The organism is Actomonas spartinae, assembly GCF_051209155.1.
Taxonomy (GTDB): Bacteria; Verrucomicrobiota; Verrucomicrobiia; order Opitutales; family Opitutaceae; genus Actomonas.
This window is the reverse complement of the sequence record NZ_JBPJGB010000001.1, coordinates 1849791-1865536: the sequence shown is the minus strand read 5'-3', so window position 1 is coordinate 1865536 and position 15746 is coordinate 1849791. Positions and strand designations below refer to the sequence as shown.

10 protein-coding genes are annotated in these 15746 nt (G+C 64.3%); 4 read left to right on the top strand and 6 right to left on the bottom strand.

Translation table 11 applies throughout. From position 1 onward, the window contains the following. Positions 1-152: 152 nt before the first annotated feature. Positions 153-3788, bottom strand: a complete 3636-nt coding sequence (locus AC0MRV_RS07560) for a TonB-dependent receptor plug domain-containing protein (protein WP_472763836.1) — start codon at positions 3786-3788, stop codon at positions 153-155. 556 nt (positions 3789-4344) lie between these two features. Between AC0MRV_RS07560 and AC0MRV_RS07555 the strand changes: the two genes are divergently transcribed. Further along, positions 4345-6051 (top strand): PQQ-dependent sugar dehydrogenase, encoded by a 1707-nt coding sequence (locus AC0MRV_RS07555; protein ID WP_472763835.1) that lies wholly within the window; start codon positions 4345-4347, stop codon positions 6049-6051. 313 nt (positions 6052-6364) lie between these two features. Then, positions 6365-6862: a VOC family protein gene (locus AC0MRV_RS07550; protein ID WP_472763834.1), complete on the top strand. Its 498-nt coding sequence runs from the start codon at positions 6365-6367 to the stop codon at positions 6860-6862. Positions 6863-6958: 96 nt separating this feature from the next. Here the strand turns inward: AC0MRV_RS07550 and AC0MRV_RS07545 are convergent, their stop codons facing one another. The 4 genes from AC0MRV_RS07545 to AC0MRV_RS07530 form a co-directional block, all read right to left on the bottom strand. Beyond that, entirely contained in the window at positions 6959-8101 is a 1143-nt protein-coding gene (locus AC0MRV_RS07545; RefSeq protein ID WP_472763833.1) for an alpha/beta hydrolase, read from the bottom strand. An 18-nt stretch (positions 8102-8119) separates the two neighbouring features. Further along, on the bottom strand, positions 8120-8674 hold the full coding sequence (locus AC0MRV_RS07540) for a gluconate 2-dehydrogenase subunit 3 family protein (protein WP_472763832.1): 555 nt from the start codon (positions 8672-8674) through the stop codon (positions 8120-8122). Between the two features lie 21 nt (positions 8675-8695). Next, the gene (locus AC0MRV_RS07535; RefSeq protein ID WP_472763831.1) at positions 8696-10411 is read right to left on the bottom strand and encodes a GMC oxidoreductase; all 1716 of its coding nucleotides are present in this window, start codon (positions 10409-10411) and stop codon (positions 8696-8698) included. 105 nt (positions 10412-10516) lie between these two features. Then, positions 10517-10999 carry an SRPBCC family protein gene (locus tag AC0MRV_RS07530; protein ID WP_472763830.1) on the bottom strand — a complete coding sequence of 161 codons (483 nt, stop codon included), beginning with the start codon at positions 10997-10999 and terminating at the stop codon, positions 10517-10519. A gap of 148 nt (positions 11000-11147) precedes the next feature. Between AC0MRV_RS07530 and AC0MRV_RS07525 the strand changes: the two genes are divergently transcribed. Together AC0MRV_RS07525 and AC0MRV_RS07520 are read left to right on the top strand one after the other, a co-directional pair. After that, entirely contained in the window at positions 11148-12602 is a 1455-nt protein-coding gene (locus tag AC0MRV_RS07525) for a nucleoside hydrolase-like domain-containing protein (protein WP_472763829.1), read from the top strand. Positions 12603-12725: 123 nt separating this feature from the next. After that, positions 12726-13913 carry an alpha/beta hydrolase-fold protein gene (locus tag AC0MRV_RS07520; RefSeq protein ID WP_472763828.1) on the top strand — a complete coding sequence of 396 codons (1188 nt, stop codon included), beginning with the start codon at positions 12726-12728 and terminating at the stop codon, positions 13911-13913. 262 nt (positions 13914-14175) lie between these two features. On the opposite strand, the gene AC0MRV_RS07515 is transcribed toward AC0MRV_RS07520, so the two are convergent. Continuing rightward, a complete protein-coding gene (locus AC0MRV_RS07515) occupies positions 14176-15741 on the bottom strand; it encodes an MFS transporter (protein ID WP_472763827.1) in 1566 nt (521 codons plus the stop codon). Positions 15742-15746: the final 5 nt, after the last annotated feature.

Here is a 15746-nt window from a genome sequence, read left to right as displayed (position 1 = left end):
GGGTGAAAGACGCGGACAGGGACGTCTGCGTCCACCTCGCAACCCAGGAGGACGTCGACCGCCGGACGGCGTGCCGACAGAAAAAGACTCCCTGCCGGAGACGGACAGGGAGCCTCGTGATATTCAGACCCGGCCCAAGGGGTCGGAGTTGATCAGAACATGAACTTCACACTCACATCGGCGGTCTGACCGGATTGGATGCGAGACTGGGCGACATCGCCGTTCGGCTGCAACGTGATCGGGACGAGTTTGGTGTTCTCGCCCACGTTGCGGATGTTGACCTGCAGACGACCCCGCACCGCATCGGTCAACTGACGCTCGTAACCGAGCCAGAGGTCGAAGTGTTGGTCGGCCTTGCCTTGGAGGCGCTGGTTCACGTCGGAGATCCAGAGGGTCTCACCTTGGCCGATATCCTTGTTGTAAATACCGAAGCCGAGGGTGGGACGGTCTTCCCAACGGAAGGCACCGCCAATGTTGAAGCCCTTGAGACGGCCTTCGTCGAAGCGATAGTTGGTGATGCCGTTAAAACGCCATTCGCGGACTTCGGGTTGATCGGAACCGGTGAGGGCCACCTGGATGTTGTAGGGAGCCCAGAGGTTCTTGGTGAACTCCGAGCGCCAGGCCCCCGCGTCGTTGTAGGTGCCCCACATCGCGATATCGCCCAAGGCGGTGTCAACGAAGAGGTGCTTCATGCCTTCGAGATGCCGGGTGGCGGCATCGCCGAGTTTGATCTGGGTGGCGTTGACCTTGGCCACGTTGAACGTGATGTCCCAATTGCTCCGCGGGCGGAAGGTGACCTCGAGTTCGTAGCCCTTCGAGCCGACGTCCTGGTCGATGATCTCCTGCACGCCGTGAATGGTGTCGTTGACGCCGGTGATCGTCCAAGGCAGGGTCACCCCCGTGTTGGTGAGGATGTTCCGCCAGTCGCCGCGTTGGATCGCCGCGACGTCGACATTGGCACCGTAGCGGTCCCAGTAGGCTTGGTCGTAGAACTCCGTGAAGTCCTCGCTGAAGGCCTTGGCGATCTGCTGCATCAACGCATCCCGAGCCGGGTCGCGGGCCCAATTGGAGATCCAGCTGCTGGCGACCATTTCCGGATTCAGCTCCGAGTCCGGAAACTCCCAGGCGGCCAAGGCGGAAGCGCCCATGGTGAGCGCCCAGGTGGGCGCCGCGCCGATGAACCAGCCGTTGCCCCCGAGCGGGCTGCCGTAGGAAGCCTGCGCATACTTGCTGACGGTGTCGAACCGGGTCAGGCGCACGGTCAGCTTGCCTTTGTAGTCGACCTGAATCGAGTAATCGTCGGTTTCGCCCGACTCGTTGGGCAGCTGGAGGCCGTCGAGGCCATAGCGGACATTCGGAGTCTCATTGGAGCCGTGGAAGTAATACAGGGAGATATCCGTGCCTTCCGGCAGCTTCTGCTTGAGGACCTTCGGGAGGTGAACGGCGACACCATAGCTGGTCGAGCGCGTGGTGGCCTCAGCCCCGGTGGTATCTTCGATCCGGGTGATTTCCCGGTAGAGGCCGGTTTCAACCGCATCCGGTTTGCCGTCGCCGTCGAGATCGTTTTGCACGGCGGTGGTGCCGCGCTGCACGGTCACGTCCTCGCGATAGCCAAACGACGGGATGATGGTGTCACCCCAGAGGTGGCCCTGATACATGATCGCCTTCGAATCGATGCGATGGGATTTCATCGAGCTGCTGGTGCGCAGCTGGTCCATGTGCGTGTCGGAGGTGATCACCGAAGCCGGGACGCGAACATAACCGGCATAGTTGGCCGGGTTGTCGGCCTGGGTGCGCACCTGGGTGGTGCCGTCCGGCAGGGGCATGTTCCACGCGGCCGTGGGATCCACGCCGGCACCCGCCGTCCACTCATCGCTCCAGACCTGCATGCCGAGATAGGGCAGCTGGTCGTTCTGCGCGGGAATCCGCGTCGACAGATTGCTCAGGGTCGGTCCGCCCGTGTTCCAGCCAAACAGTGAAGGTCCGAGGTAGGCGAGCCAGTTGATCTGGTTGTCGGCGATCTTGGCCGCGCCGCCATACTCCTCCGCGAAGAGCGGATCGATGCCGGCGGTTTTGTAGCCGACGGCACGATCGGTCTGTTCGGAGCGGCTGATCAGACCGGTGAACTGATGGGTGCCCAGCAGGCGGCCGAGCCAGCTCTCATTCGCAAACATGCTCTCGAGATCGAGGTCATAGGCCGCGGTGAACTGCATGTTGTCGTGCTCGGTCCAGTTGCGGTTACCGCCGCCATAGGGACCAAAGACAAAGGGTCGACCCACATTGGGGTTCTTCGTCGCCAGACCGGTAAACCAGGACGGATAGGTGGAAAGATACTCATCGAGGTCGAGCATGAGCGTCGGCCCGTGATTGAGCATGCCTTCGCTGCCCCGGCTGTAGTTTTCGTGTGAAACGACGGCCTGCAGGGAGAGCTTGCGGTCGAACAGGGTCTGGACGACGTTGAGGGAAACGGAATCCCAGTCCTGCCACTCGCGCTTGTTGTCACCGTCGATGAGCTGCTTGTAGTAGTCGAAGATGCCCCGATCAGACAGAGTCTGGTCGAAGTAGGTCACGGAGCCACCGAGGGCCCCCGCGAACTCACCGCCGTCCATTCCGTTTTGCTGCCGGTAGAGGCCGTTCATGTTCTTCGCGAAGTTGTTGTAACCCCAGGTGTGAACGTGGAAGCGGTTGGTGTCCTCGCCGTAACCGTTGAGGGAGGTGTAGTTCGGCTGGCCGGCTTGGATGAGATCTCCGGTCGCCCCGTCCCAATAGAAATACGGGCTGGTGCCCCACTGGTTCCAGTTTCCGAAGGAGCCGTTGCCCGAATAGAAACTCGCGTTGGGGTCCGTTCCGTTGAGCGCGGAACTGACCGAATAGGTCCAGAGATTGTAACCCGTCGCACTCATCCGCGGGTCCTTCAGATAACCCGTGACGTAGTCCATGGGCGGAAGCGTGCGGGGGTTGTTTGACCGGACTTGGCCGCGTTCGAAGTTCGCTTGGATCTTAGTGTGGGCAAAGTCGCCGTCTAGAAACTTCGGCTCCCAGATCACGGCGCCGTAACCGCGCTTCGTATCGCTGTAGGCCGGTTTCTGTTCATACTTCGCATGGTCGTCGACGAAGTCGAAACGCACCGCGAGTTGGCCAGGGAGGATTTCCTTGTTGATATCGAGCACGGCCCGCGTCGATCCATAGCTGCCATAGCGGCCCTCGACCGAACCGAAGTCCTTGTAGGACGCGCTGTTCGTCATGACGTTGGAGATGCCGGACGGAGAGCCGACGCCGAAGAGGAACGAGTTCGGTCCGCGCGCGATTTCGACGCGGCTGATGTTGTAGCCGTCCCACGGAATGCTGCTCAGCAGATAGTTGCGCGTATTATCGAGGGAGCCGATACCGCGGGAACGATTGAGTGCATGAGGCGTGGAAAGACGCCCGGACTCCGCGCCCGCCGTGACGCCGGCGCCGCGGGAGGTCATACCGGAGTAGTTGCCGTAGAGACCGCCGGTCTCGGTGGCGGTGGTGTAACGCAGCAGGTCCTCGGACTTGGTGACACCGAGGTCCTGTAGGAGCTTCGGCGTGATGACCGAAACCGACGACGGCGTATCGATGAGTTTCGTGCGGGTGCGGGCACCACCGAGGGTGTCCTCCGCTTTGTAGCCCTCGTGTTCGGTCGTGACGGTGAACGGGTCGAGGACGATTATTTCCTCGCCTTCCATATCGGAATCCACGGCGGCGGTGCCGCCGGGTGCGGTTTGCGCCCATAACGGAACCGTGCCGAGTGACAGCGCCGACAAAAGAGTCAGGACGCAGCGACTTGTTATCCTTTTCATGTATTGGTGTTGGGGTTGCTTGGGTTGGGATATCCGCCGGTGAGGACGCCGGACTGGCGGCGGCGCACCGGGCGGGAAGCTGGTGGGAAAGCGGGGGGGCGGAGGGGAGTCATTCCTGGTTCGCCACGAAAGATCGCGGCGGCGGAATTCGGGGGAATGGCAGGGCTTATCAGGCTGGGGAAAGTCGCGGTTTGATCCGCGCCGGGTAACTGAATCGATCCTATCACAGCTCCGGGATGACGGCCTGTCCCCAAAACTGGGGACACACCCGCGATCGGCATTTTGGATACAAACACCGGGTTTGGCCGGAGGCGTCCGCCCGTGGCCCACCACCCTCCTCTCGCCACGATCCGCTGTTTCCCGCGACGCACCGCCAGGCGATTGGCGCGTCACTCGTCGGCGTCGACGACGTGGAACAGCGCCCCCACATCGTCTGCTGCACTTTCACCAAGGCGCCCGCTTGCCCGCGCGCGGTGCCCGCTCAAACCTCGGGCTCTTGCCCCTGCTCCCCTCCCACCTTTTGCCCACCGCCCTGGGGGCCACCCTGCTGCTGGCCGCCGTCTCCAGCGCCGCCGACTCCGGTCGCGAACTCTTCGCCAAAAATTGCGGCGCCTGCCACCAACTTGAGGCGGTCTCCTTCGGACCGCCCCTCGGCGGGATCACGCGGTTGCTCGACGAGTCGACGCTGACCCAGTGGATCGCCGATCCCGCCGCCGTGCTGGCCTCCGGCGATACCCGCGCCAAGGCCCTGCTCGCCCGCTATCAAGTGCCCATGCCGGCCTTTGCGCACTTGGGCGAGGACCGCATTCGTGCCATCATCGCTTACCTGCACGAGGAAACCGAATCGCGCGATCTCGCCCCGCGCCCCGTCGCCCCGGTGAGCGCCGATGCTGACGTGCGTTTTGTGCCGCCCATCGTCGACTCGGGCATCGTCCTCACCGTGGAACCGGTGGCGGAGGTGCCGCGCCTGCCCGATCGACCGGCCTACGCCGGTATCGCGTTGCTGCGACCCGATCCCCGTGACGCCGACGCTCTGCTGGTCAACGACCTCATGGGACCGCTCTACCAGATCAAGGACGGCGCCGCGCACCTCGTCTTCCACCTCCGCGAACATTTTCCGCGCTTCACCGACTCACCCGGGGTGGCCTCGGGCTTCGGCGCCTTTGCCTTCCATCCCGACTTTCTCCGCAACGGCCTGCTCTACACCACCCACTCCGAACTGTGGGCCGGCGAAGACGTCATCAATCCGGGCGATTTACCCGAGGTCATCCCGGCCGACGCCAGCCCCCGCCTCGCCTGGGTGCTCGACGAATGGCGTATCGACCTTTCCACGACAGGTGGCCGATTGATCCCGGTCGGCCCACCGCGCGAGGTCATGCGCTGGCTCACGCCCACCACCGCGCACGGCAGCCAGGAGATCGCCTTCGCCCCGATCGACGATCCGAGCGATCCCGACTACGGGCTGCTCTACATCGGCCACGGCGATGGCGGCTCCATCAACCTCAAGGTTCCGGATCGCGCCGGTCACCCGCGCACCTTGCTTGGTTCGATGATGCGCATCGACCCGCGCGGTTCCGACGGCCGCACTCCCAGTTATGGCATTCCGCCCACCAACCCCTTCGCCGATACCGCTGATCCCACGATCCATCGTGAGATCTACGCCTATGGCTTCCGCAACGTGCACCGCTTCAGCTGGGACTTCGCCCACGGTCGCCGCCTGCTGATCGGCGTCGACATCGGCGAAACCAACATTGAGGAGGTCAACCTCATCGAGCCCGGCGGCAGCTACGGTTGGGGCCGCGCCCGCCTTGAGGGTCCCGCCCGTATCGATGTGCTCGACGACCCGACCGTCATCCATCCCGCCACCGCCGAACAGCTTGCCGGGACCATCCTGCCTCACGGCGCCTACGATCACCGCGAGGGCCAGGCGATCACCGGTGGCTACGTGTATCATGGTCCCATCACCTTGCTGCGGGATCGCTACATCTTCGGCGACATCGTGAACGGCCGTCTCTTCAGCATGAATTTTGGCCCCGAGCTCGACGACCACACCATCTCCGAACTGAACTTCGAAACCGCAGCCGGTGAACCAACGACCCTCAAGGAAATCGGCGATCTCAAACGCGCCCACCTACGCGTGAGCTACGATCCGCGCGACGGCACGCTTTACCTGATGACGAAGGACGACGGCATGATCCGCCGCGTCACGGGCGCGCGGCGGCGATAAAATTGGGGCGCGGCGTTGCCCCTCCTCCGTCCCACGCTGCGTTCCTTTGCCCCCTCTGTGGTCAAAGAAATCCAACCGCAGATGACGCAGAGAAACGCAGATCCACTCCAACGTTGGTTTCACCACAGATCTCCGATCACCAGTCCCCATTGGTGCTCATCCGTGTCCATCCGTGGTTAAAAAACATCGCTGCCTATCCGTATCCGCCCGCATCCCTCGGGGGCGGGGGCGAGCGTCTCACCGAGGTCCTGCACTCGTCGCGCTCTCGCGACTGCGGCGTTGCGAAATACCGCAACCAACATCTGGTGACCTGATGTCCACCGCTCCGGTTCGTCCGATTTCACCACAGGTTTCCATTGGTCACGTGCACCTCAAGGTCGCCGACCTCACCCGCGCCCTCGACTTTTACTGCGGGGTCCTCGGTTTCGAAGTAACCCAACGCTATGGCGCGCAGGCCGCCTTCATCTCGGCCGGCGGTTACCATCATCACATCGGGCTCAACACATGGGAAAGTGCCGGCGCTTCTCCGCCGCCGCCGGGTCGCACAGGACTCTATCATCTGGCCATTCTCTATCCGACCCGCGCCGATCTCGCCGATGCCCTGCGACGCCTCCAGACCGCCGGCATCGCGCTCGACGGCGCCGCCGACCACGGCGTGAGCCAGGCGCTCTACCTGCAGGACCCCGATCACAACGGCGTCGAACTTTATTGGGATCGCCCCCAGTCCGAATGGCCGGTCGATGCCGACGGCAACCTGGCCATGTTCACGCGCCCGCTTGACCTCACCGACCTGCTGCAAACGCAGTCCTGATCCTTCCATCGCAGCACCAACGATAGGGCACTGCGAACGGAGGGTCACGATGCTAGGCGCACCGATTGCGATGATTGGGGTCCACCTTGCGGCCGCTCAATTCCGGAACAACAGCGGCGCGAGCTCCTTGAGGCTGCGGCGCCAGGACTGCCACTCGTGGGCGGTTTCGGGCGACACGTAATAGTGCGTGTTCACGCCGGTGGCCGCGAGGGCCTTGGTGGCCTCCTCCGGATGCGGACCACGCCGACGCGGGCGATCGCCTTCCACTTCGCGGCTGCCGTAACTCACGAACACGAGTTTGTTCGCCGCCTTGAAGGCCTCCAAGTCAGCGATGTCCTCGGGGCTGATGCTGCCGCCACTGAACAGGCCGATGTGGGAAAACACGTCGAGATTGCGCAGGGTGATCTGCTTCGTCTCCATGCCGCCCATCGAGAGGCCGGCCATGGCGCGGTGCGGTTGATCGGCCATGGTGCGGAAATGCGCATCAACATAGGGAATCAGCTCGTCGACCAGCACCGTTTCAAAGTCCTCGATCCGGAACTCCGACATACCGCCAAAGCGGATGTGGTTGGTCATGCCGTAAGTCATCACGATGATGAAGGGCTCCACCTCACCCGCTGCGATGAGGTTGTCCATGATCACCGGCGCCCGCCCCTGGTTGCCCCAGCCGTATTCGTTTTCGCCCCACCCGTGCTGCAAATAGAGCACCGGATACCGCCGGTCCGGATTCTGGTCATAGCCGGGCGGAGTATAGACGAACGCGCGACGTTCGCTCTGCGTGCTGGGTGAATGGAAAAAGATCTCGCGCAGCTGCCCGTGCGGCACCTGCTGGATCGTGTAAAACGCTTCGTCATGCGCCGGAATCTCGATCGCGCTGCCCCAGCGCATGGCGCCAAAATACATCTTGCTCTTGGGGTCCGGCACGTCGGCGCCGTCGATCTTGATGGTGTAATAATGGAAGCCCTCATCAAGCGGCCGGGTGACACCATACCACGCCCCGTCTTCGCCCTTGGTGAATTCGCTGCTGTCGCGAAAACTCACCCCCACCGCCGTCGCCTCGGGTGCGTCGATGCGAAACTTCACCCGCCGCTCCGAGTTCACCATCGGGTATAGATTGTCCATCTGATTCGAGGACATCGACACCCAGTCGTCGGCTGGAGCTGGGGTGTCGTCGTTGGCGAAAAGCGGCGAGGCGCACAGCAGCGCACTCAGCCAGAAGAGGGACGGGGATTTTTTCATGGGGTAGACTAGCGGGACTCAGGAGGACCAGGCTTTGCCGCCGACTTCGGCGAGCGGGATATCGGCATCAAGGCGACCCGGAATCGGATCGTAGTTGAACATCGTTTTGCTCACCTCTTCGGAGGTGTAGAAACCGAGCATGGCGGTGCGGCGAAAGAGCAGCAAAAACGCGCGATTGTCGTCAGCTGCCTCGGCGCCGTAGGCACTCAGGAAAATCGCCTTTTCGCTGTCATTCAGCTCGATGAACGCGCGGTCGTGCGCCACGGTGCTGGCCTGATTCAGGCGCATGAGTCCGATGGCAAACAGCTCGCGTTGCGCGGCCGAATAATACTCCCCGTAGCTCAGATCCATGAAGGCCGGCACGCCCACGTCGCTCGCGCCGGGCGTGTCGGTGCGGGGCAGCAGGGTATCGGCGACGGCCGTGGTGAGGGCAAAGTGCGTGGCCGACAGGTATTGCGGACCGGCCGCGGCGGTGGACTGCGCTTGCGCCAACACGCGGGTGAGCGCAGCGGGGGAAAGGCTGAGGCCGAGCAGGGCGGCCGTGCGTTGAATGGCTTCGCGACGAGTCATCATGTTTCGAAATCCTGAAAGGAATCAGAGGTTGTGGCGGTTGAGCTCATCGACCGCGTGCGCCGCGGCGCGGGCGGTGAGGGCCATGTAGGTGAGGCTGGGGTTCACGCAGGAGGACGAGGTCATGCAGGCGCCGTCGGTCACAAAAACGTTCGGCGCGGCGTGCACCTGGTTGTGGCCATTGAGCACGCTGGTCTTCGGATCGCGGCCCATCCGCGCCGTGCCCATTTCGTGAATACAAAGACCCGGCGAGTTGTTGGGATCGTCCCAACCGCCGATATCGGTGAACCCGGCGGCATCGAGAATCTCCTCGGCGGCCGCCCGCATGTCCTTGCGCATGGCCTTTTCGTTGGCCTTGAACTCGCAGTCGAAGTTGACGGTGGGCAGCCCCCATTGGTCGACGTTCGTGGTATCGAGCGTCATCTGGTTGTCGTGATAGGGCAGGTGCTCGCCCCATGCGCCGAGGCCCATGCGCCACGGACCGGGTTCAATGAGGTCGGCCTTGAGATCGGCCCCGACCCGCGAGAGCTCGGCCACGCCGCGCGCCCAGTTGTCCCGGGACGCGCCACCCTGGTAGCCGAAGCCGCGCACGTAGTCCTTCTGGCGCGTGGCCTTGTCGCCCAGATTGCGGAAGCGCGGGACGTAAACACCGTTGGGCCGACGACCACGGTAGTAGCGATCATGAAACCCATCGAAGCGGCCGGTGGCGCCCACTTGAAAGTGATGGTCCATCAGGTTGTGGCCGAGCTCCCCGGAATCGTTGCCGAAGCCCTCGGGGAAACGATCGGACTTCGATTGCATCAGGATCTGCGTCGAACCGATGGCCGAGGCGCAGAGGAAGATGACCTTGGCGTGGTAGTCGATCGCCTCATGGGTCTGCGTGTCGATGACACGCACGCCCGTCGCCCGGCCGGCATCGGCGTCGTGCAACAGCTCGGCCACGACGGAGAAGGGCCGCAGCGTAAGCCGACCGGTGGCGTAGGCCGCCGGCAGCGTGGCACTGTTGGACGAGAAGTAGGCGCCAAACGGACACCCGCGCATGCAGCGGTCGCGCGACTGGCAGTTGCCCCGGCCGTTGTGGGGCTGAGTGAGGTTGGCGGCACGGCCGATGATGATGTGACGTTCCGGGAACGCCGCGTTCACCTTCTCGGCCGCGTGTTTCTCCACACAACGCAGCTCCATCGGCGGCAAGAACTGGCCATCGGGCAATTGCGGCAGTCCCTCCTTCGAACCGGAAATCCCGGCGAAGCGCTCCACGTGGTCATACCACGGCGCGATGTCGGCGTAACGGATCGGCCAATCCACGCCAAAGCCATCCCGGGCGTTGGCTTCAAAATCGAGGTCGCTGAAGCGGTAGGACTGGCGGCCCCAAGTGAGCGAACGACCGCCGACCTGATAACCACGCATCCAGTCGAAACGCTTGGTCTCGGAATAGGGGTGGTCGATGTCGTCGACGAACCAGTGCTCGGAGGATGGCTTGGTGGTGTAACCCGTGCGGCTCTGCTTCGGCTTCCGTGCGCGCGTCGCCGGCGTGATGTTGTCACGATTGGGCAGGTCCCAGATTTCGGTGAAGGCGGTCGGGTATTCGCCGTGCGGCACGTCGCGTCCGCGTTCAAGCAGGAGCGTGTTGAGACCGCGCTCGGTGAGTTCCTTGGCGGCCCAGCCACCGGAGATACCGGAGCCGACCACGATCGCATCATAGGTGTTCTGCGCTTTCGCTTTTCCTTGAATCGTAGGCATGGGGTGAAAGGGGTTGGGTGCCGAAGGTCGCCAGCCAAACGCAGACCCGCGCGTGAAACAACCGCCAAGCTTGCGGACGGTCATTTTATCTTCGGGACAAGGGTGTCACGAGTTGGCGCCACCGTCGCCCGACCCACCGGGCGCTGCGAGAATCCGATCCATGTGGCGACCCACCGCCTGTTTCAGCAACGGCGCCACCATGGCCAACTGCACGCGGCCCGTCAGCCCCTTGGGTTTCAGGTCGAAATGGCGCTGCACAACACAGCCTTCGGCCGTGGTTGCAAAGGTCCACCGTTCATGAAACGCCTCAGCTATCCGATTGAGCGGTGCGGAAAAGTGATCCATGCGCAGCTCCAGTCGCCGTCCGGGTTCGTAGGCGACCACGGTTTCGCGATGAGTCGAGCCATCGGTGTTCTCCACCTCGAAGATCGTGCCCACCCGCGCCGCGTCGTTGCGCTTGGACACCCGCGCGATGCCGGGGATCGGTCCGTAGCCGGTGAAGGTCGCCCAGTTTGCCAGGTCAAAGATGCCTTCGCCGATCGTTTCGGCGCTCAGGCGAGAGGTGCGGGTCACGACAAAGTGGGGCATGGTGCAACGACCTTGGCGTTTCGGCCGCCCCTTGCCAAACGGAAGCCATCGCCCCGCCTCACGTTTTACGGTTATCAAGCGTTTTGCTGCCCCGCCAACTGACGTGATGCTTTGCTCCTCGTTGTCCGCCCCACCCCACCCCGCCGTCATGGTTTTGCTTCGTCCCGTTCTTAGCGCCCTCGCGCTCGCCAGCCTCGTTTGCGCGCCGCGCGCCCTCGCCGCCGACACGCCGCCGCCGCCCGCCAAACAGCGCCTCATCGTCCTCACCGACATCGAAGCCGATCCGGACGACACCCAGTCGCTCATCCGCCTGCTGCTCTACGCCAACCAGATCGACATCGAGGCGCTGGTCGCGACCACCTCGGTGCACCAGCGCCACGCCGTCCACCCGGAGTCGATTCACGCCCTCATTGATGTTTACGGCCAAGTGCAGCCCAACCTGCTGTTGCACGAACCGGGCTATCCCACCGCCGCGCAACTCCACGCCCTCGTCCGTGCCGGCCAACCGCACGCCGGACTCGAAGCCGTCGGCGACGGTCAGGATACGTCCGGCTCCGCCGCCATCATCGCCGCCGCCAAAGCCGACGATCCGCGCCCGGTGTGGGTCTCCGTGTGGGGCGGCGTCAACACCCTCGCGCAAGCGCTGCACACGATCCGCGCCACCGAACCGCCGGCCGAAGCCGCTCGCCTCCTCGCGAAGCTCCGCGTCTACACCATTTCCGATCAGGACAACACCGGCCCGTGGATCCGCCGGGAGTTCCCCGACCTTCACTACATCGTCAGCCCCGGCGGCTACGGCGCCAGCATCTGGATCGCCATCACCCGCGACATGACCGGCGCCGACAACACCGTCGTGAGCAACTCGTGGCTCGCCCGGCACCTGCAGCAGGGCCACGGCCCGCTCGGCGCCGCGTATCCGGATGTTGCCTACGGGCTGGAGGGCGACACGCCGGCCTTCCTCAACCTCATCCCCAACGGCCTCAGCGTGCCGGAGCACCCCGACTGGGGCGGCTGGGGCGGCCGCTACGAACTCAAGATTCCCGATCCCGCCACGCTCGATCTCAACGGCTTCATCGGCATCCCCTACGAACCCGAGACCCGCCCGATCTGGACCAACGCCTCTGATACGCACACCCCGCTCGTGACCTCAGAGTTCGGCCGCGCCACCCATCCCGGCACCGAAACCTTCTCCGGCCCTCGCGTCACGCTCTGGCGCTGGCGCACTGATTTCCAGAACGACTTTGCCGCGCGCATGGACTGGACCACCCACGCCTACGCCGCGGCCAATCACCCGCCGGTTCCCCGCCTGCCTCACCCCGACCGCCTCACCCTGCGCGCCGGCGAGGTGTTTGAGTTCAGCGCGGCCGGCACCACCGATCCCGACGGCGACAGCCTCAGCTACTACTGGTTTCACTACCCCGAGGTCGGCGGCTGGGCCGAGGAGATCAAACCACACGTCCGTTCCCCCAACCTCTACGCCGTCCCCTTCAAGATGCCCGCCGTCGACGAGCCACGCGACGCGCATTTCATTCTGCGCGTCACCGACAAAGGCGCCCCGGCGCTCACCCGCTACCAACGCGTCATCGTCACCATCATTCCTTGAGGTGAACGCGGACGTCCCGACCGCGTTTCCGGCAGCCGCTCCACCCGCGCCGTCCGAAAGTCCGCATCCGCCCTCGATCTCTCCCCCAGCAACCAGCTACCACCGACCACCTCCCATCTTACCATGAAAACACCCCGCCTCCTCCTCCTCCTGCCTCTGGCCGCGTTCGCGCTCACCGCCGCCGCCCAGCAGGCCAACGTCAACCTCGACTGGGACCCGCAACGCAACACCCAGGGCCTCACCCCGTTCAGCGCCGCCGTCAACTCCCCCGAGGTGCACGACGACCGCACCGTGACCTTCCGCGTCAAAGCCCCGGAGGCCACCACCGTCGAGCTCTCCGGTGGCGCCCTGCTCGCCGAACTCGGTATCGCCCGCGGCGAACACCTCTATTTCACCAAGGGCGACGAAGGCGTTTGGTCCGTCACGGTCGGTCCAGTGCCGGCCGACATGTATGCCTACCACTTCCGCATCGACGGTGCCCAGGTCGCCGACCCCAACAACACCCAGGCCTCCTTCACCGGCATGCCGCCCTACAGCCAGCTCATCGTGCACGGCGACGGTCCGGCCTACTACGACGCCCGCGAGGTTCCCCACGGCGCCATCACCCGTCACATCTACACCTCCCAAGTCACCGGCGGCGAACGCGACCTCTATGTGTATACGCCCCCTGGATACGATCGCACCAGGTCCTACCCGGTCCTCTACCTCGTCGGCGGCAGCGGCGAACTGCCGCACAACTGGATGTATGACGGCCGCGTCAACTTCATCATGGACAACCTCCTCGCCGAGGGCCGCGCCGAACCGATGATCATCGCCATCCCCAACAACCAGGTCATCCACCGCAACCACCCGCAGCACGTGGAGCTGACCTTCGACATCTTCGCCCGCGAGATGCGGGAGCACGTGATCCCGTTGGTTGATGCCCACTATTCCACCATCGCCAGTCCGCACGGCCGCGCCCTTTCCGGCCTCTCCATGGGCGGTCGCCACACCATGTATGTGGGCTTCAACAACCTCGATCTCTTCGGCTCCTTCGGGGTGCTGAGCGCCGGCGACGTCACCGCCGAGGAGACGCTGGCCGACTTCCTCAACGACCCCGAGGCCAACGCCAAGATTGACTACCTCTTCGTCGGCCAAGGCACCCGCGAGGCCGAGGGCTTCTTCAATGCCCGGGTGCAGGGCCTCATCAAGGCCCTCGAAGCCCACGGCATTGAGCACGAGTATTACGCCGGCGGTCACGGTGGTCACGACTGGGCCACCTGGCGCCACCTCCTCCACGAACGGTTCCTCCCGAACCTCTGGCGCCAATAAGCTGCCAGCGCCTCGCCGACATTCCAGCGGCCGCCAAGGTGGCGGGGCTTTACGTCCGACCGAACGTCACGGTCGCAGCGTTCAAAACGCAGTCCAAAGTTAGGGTCGGACCGCTGGGCCGACCGCTCCAAGTGCCGCCCAGCCTTCCCACCGCAATCGGCGGGCCCAGCGGTCCCGCCCTACCCCGACGGTAACGCGAGTCCGTTGGACCCGGTGGGTCGGGCGCTACCGTGCCCCAGGCAGGCAAGCGCCCGGCCACCCGTCACGGTCGCAGCGCCTGCTCTTCTTCGAGCGTGAGTCGCCGGTAGCCGCCCTTGCTGCGGTAGTGCAGCAGGAAACCGAGATAGATGAGCGCAAGCGTCGCCGGGATGAAGGAATCGACGCGCAGGGTGCGGCGGTCGCCCGCGAGGTCAGCCTCGATCAGCGCCTGCTGATCCGGGGTGGGCGTTTCCGCACTCTTGGCCTGCGCGAGGATCGAACCGTCGATCGTGTCGACCGGGGCGAAGAAGAGCCACTTGCTCGGGTCAGCCGCCTTGCTCACGACGTGCACGTGCGGGGCCTGCTGCTCGAGTGCCTCAGCCGCGAAGCGGTCCTTGGCGTAACCGAGGCCCGGCAAGCCGATGAGGCCGCCCGACATCATGCCGAGTCCGCCCATGATGCTCATGGCAATGGCGCCGGTGCGCGGGAAGCGGTCACCACAGATGGCCAGCATGGTCGGCCAGAAGAAGGTCTTGCCCACTCCGTAGATGAGCAGCGCCACCACCGCCCCGCCAAAGGTGGCGATGCCGCTGGTCAGGTTGAGGCCGATGAAGGCGAGAATGGCGCACACGAGCAGCAGTCCGACGGGCGAGAGTTTGAGCGTGCGCTCGATCCAAGCCGCACAGAAACGCAGCACAAACATCGTGAGCGAGGTGATCACGAAGAGCGCCTTGCCCTGCTCCGAGCTGAGGATGTTGCCGGTGATGTTCTGAATCCAGCCGTCCGTGCCGAGCTCCACCGCGCCCACCAGGATGTGCGCGCCGAAGAGAATGAAGAGCACCAGCGAACCCGTCGCGAAGTTGGTGATCTTGCCGATCATACCCACGACCACCAGCGCCCCCGCCACCAGCAGCCAGGTCGGCAGCGCCGGGAAGGTGGCACTGAAGAACATCGCCAGCATGACCGCGACGATCGCGCCGCCGAGCAGGCCGACGTCCTTGAACATTTCGCCGAGGCTCAGGCCTTTTTCCGCGGCTTCCGACTTGGGGAACTTCTGGCGGAAGAACATCACGCCGTAAACCAGCGTCGGCAGCAGGAACATCACGAGCTGCACTTTCCACGACACCCCCATACGATCGTCGAGCACCCAGCCGATCACCCCGCCCAGCACCAGCCCCAACGGCCACGAGGCGTGCAGGATGTTGAGGTAGTGCGTGCGGTTCTCGGGGAAGAGGCGCGCCACCAGCGGATTCGCCACCGCTTCGAGTGCGCCGTTGGCCAGCGCGAAAATGAAGGTGCCCCAGAACAGCGTGTTGTAGGCCGCCGCCATGCCCATGCCGGGCGCGGCCGAAAGCGTGATCACGGCCGACAGCAGGTGCAGGACAAACGAGGCCACGATCAGTTTGCCGTAGCCGATTTTGTCGACCACCAGACCGCCCGCGAAAATGCCGAAACAGAAGCCGGTGAGGCCGGCGCCACTGATCACCCCCAGCTGCGTGGCGGAGAAGCCGAACTCGGCGCCCCAGTTGTCCAAAATGCCCCCGCGCACGGCGAAACCGACGCCGGTGGCAAGGATGGCGGTGAAACCGGCCCAGAGGAGCCGTTGGGGATTGACGGATTCTTGCGACATAGGGG

Coding starts and splice junctions, on each gene's coding strand:
- AC0MRV_RS07530 (WP_472763830.1), bottom strand. CDS start 10,999: ATGCCCCACTTTGTCGTGACCCGCACCTCTCGCCTGAGCGCCGAAACG.
- AC0MRV_RS07540 (WP_472763832.1), bottom strand. CDS start 8,674: ATGATGACTCGTCGCGAAGCCATTCAACGCACGGCCGCCCTGCTCGGC.
- AC0MRV_RS07525 (WP_472763829.1), top strand. CDS start 11,148: ATGGTTTTGCTTCGTCCCGTTCTTAGCGCCCTCGCGCTCGCCAGCCTC.
- AC0MRV_RS07515 (WP_472763827.1), bottom strand. CDS start 15,741: ATGTCGCAAGAATCCGTCAATCCCCAACGGCTCCTCTGGGCCGGTTTC.
- AC0MRV_RS07520 (WP_472763828.1), top strand. CDS start 12,726: ATGAAAACACCCCGCCTCCTCCTCCTCCTGCCTCTGGCCGCGTTCGCG.
- AC0MRV_RS07550 (WP_472763834.1), top strand. CDS start 6,365: ATGTCCACCGCTCCGGTTCGTCCGATTTCACCACAGGTTTCCATTGGT.
- AC0MRV_RS07545 (WP_472763833.1), bottom strand. CDS start 8,101: ATGAAAAAATCCCCGTCCCTCTTCTGGCTGAGTGCGCTGCTGTGCGCC.
- AC0MRV_RS07535 (WP_472763831.1), bottom strand. CDS start 10,411: ATGCCTACGATTCAAGGAAAAGCGAAAGCGCAGAACACCTATGATGCG.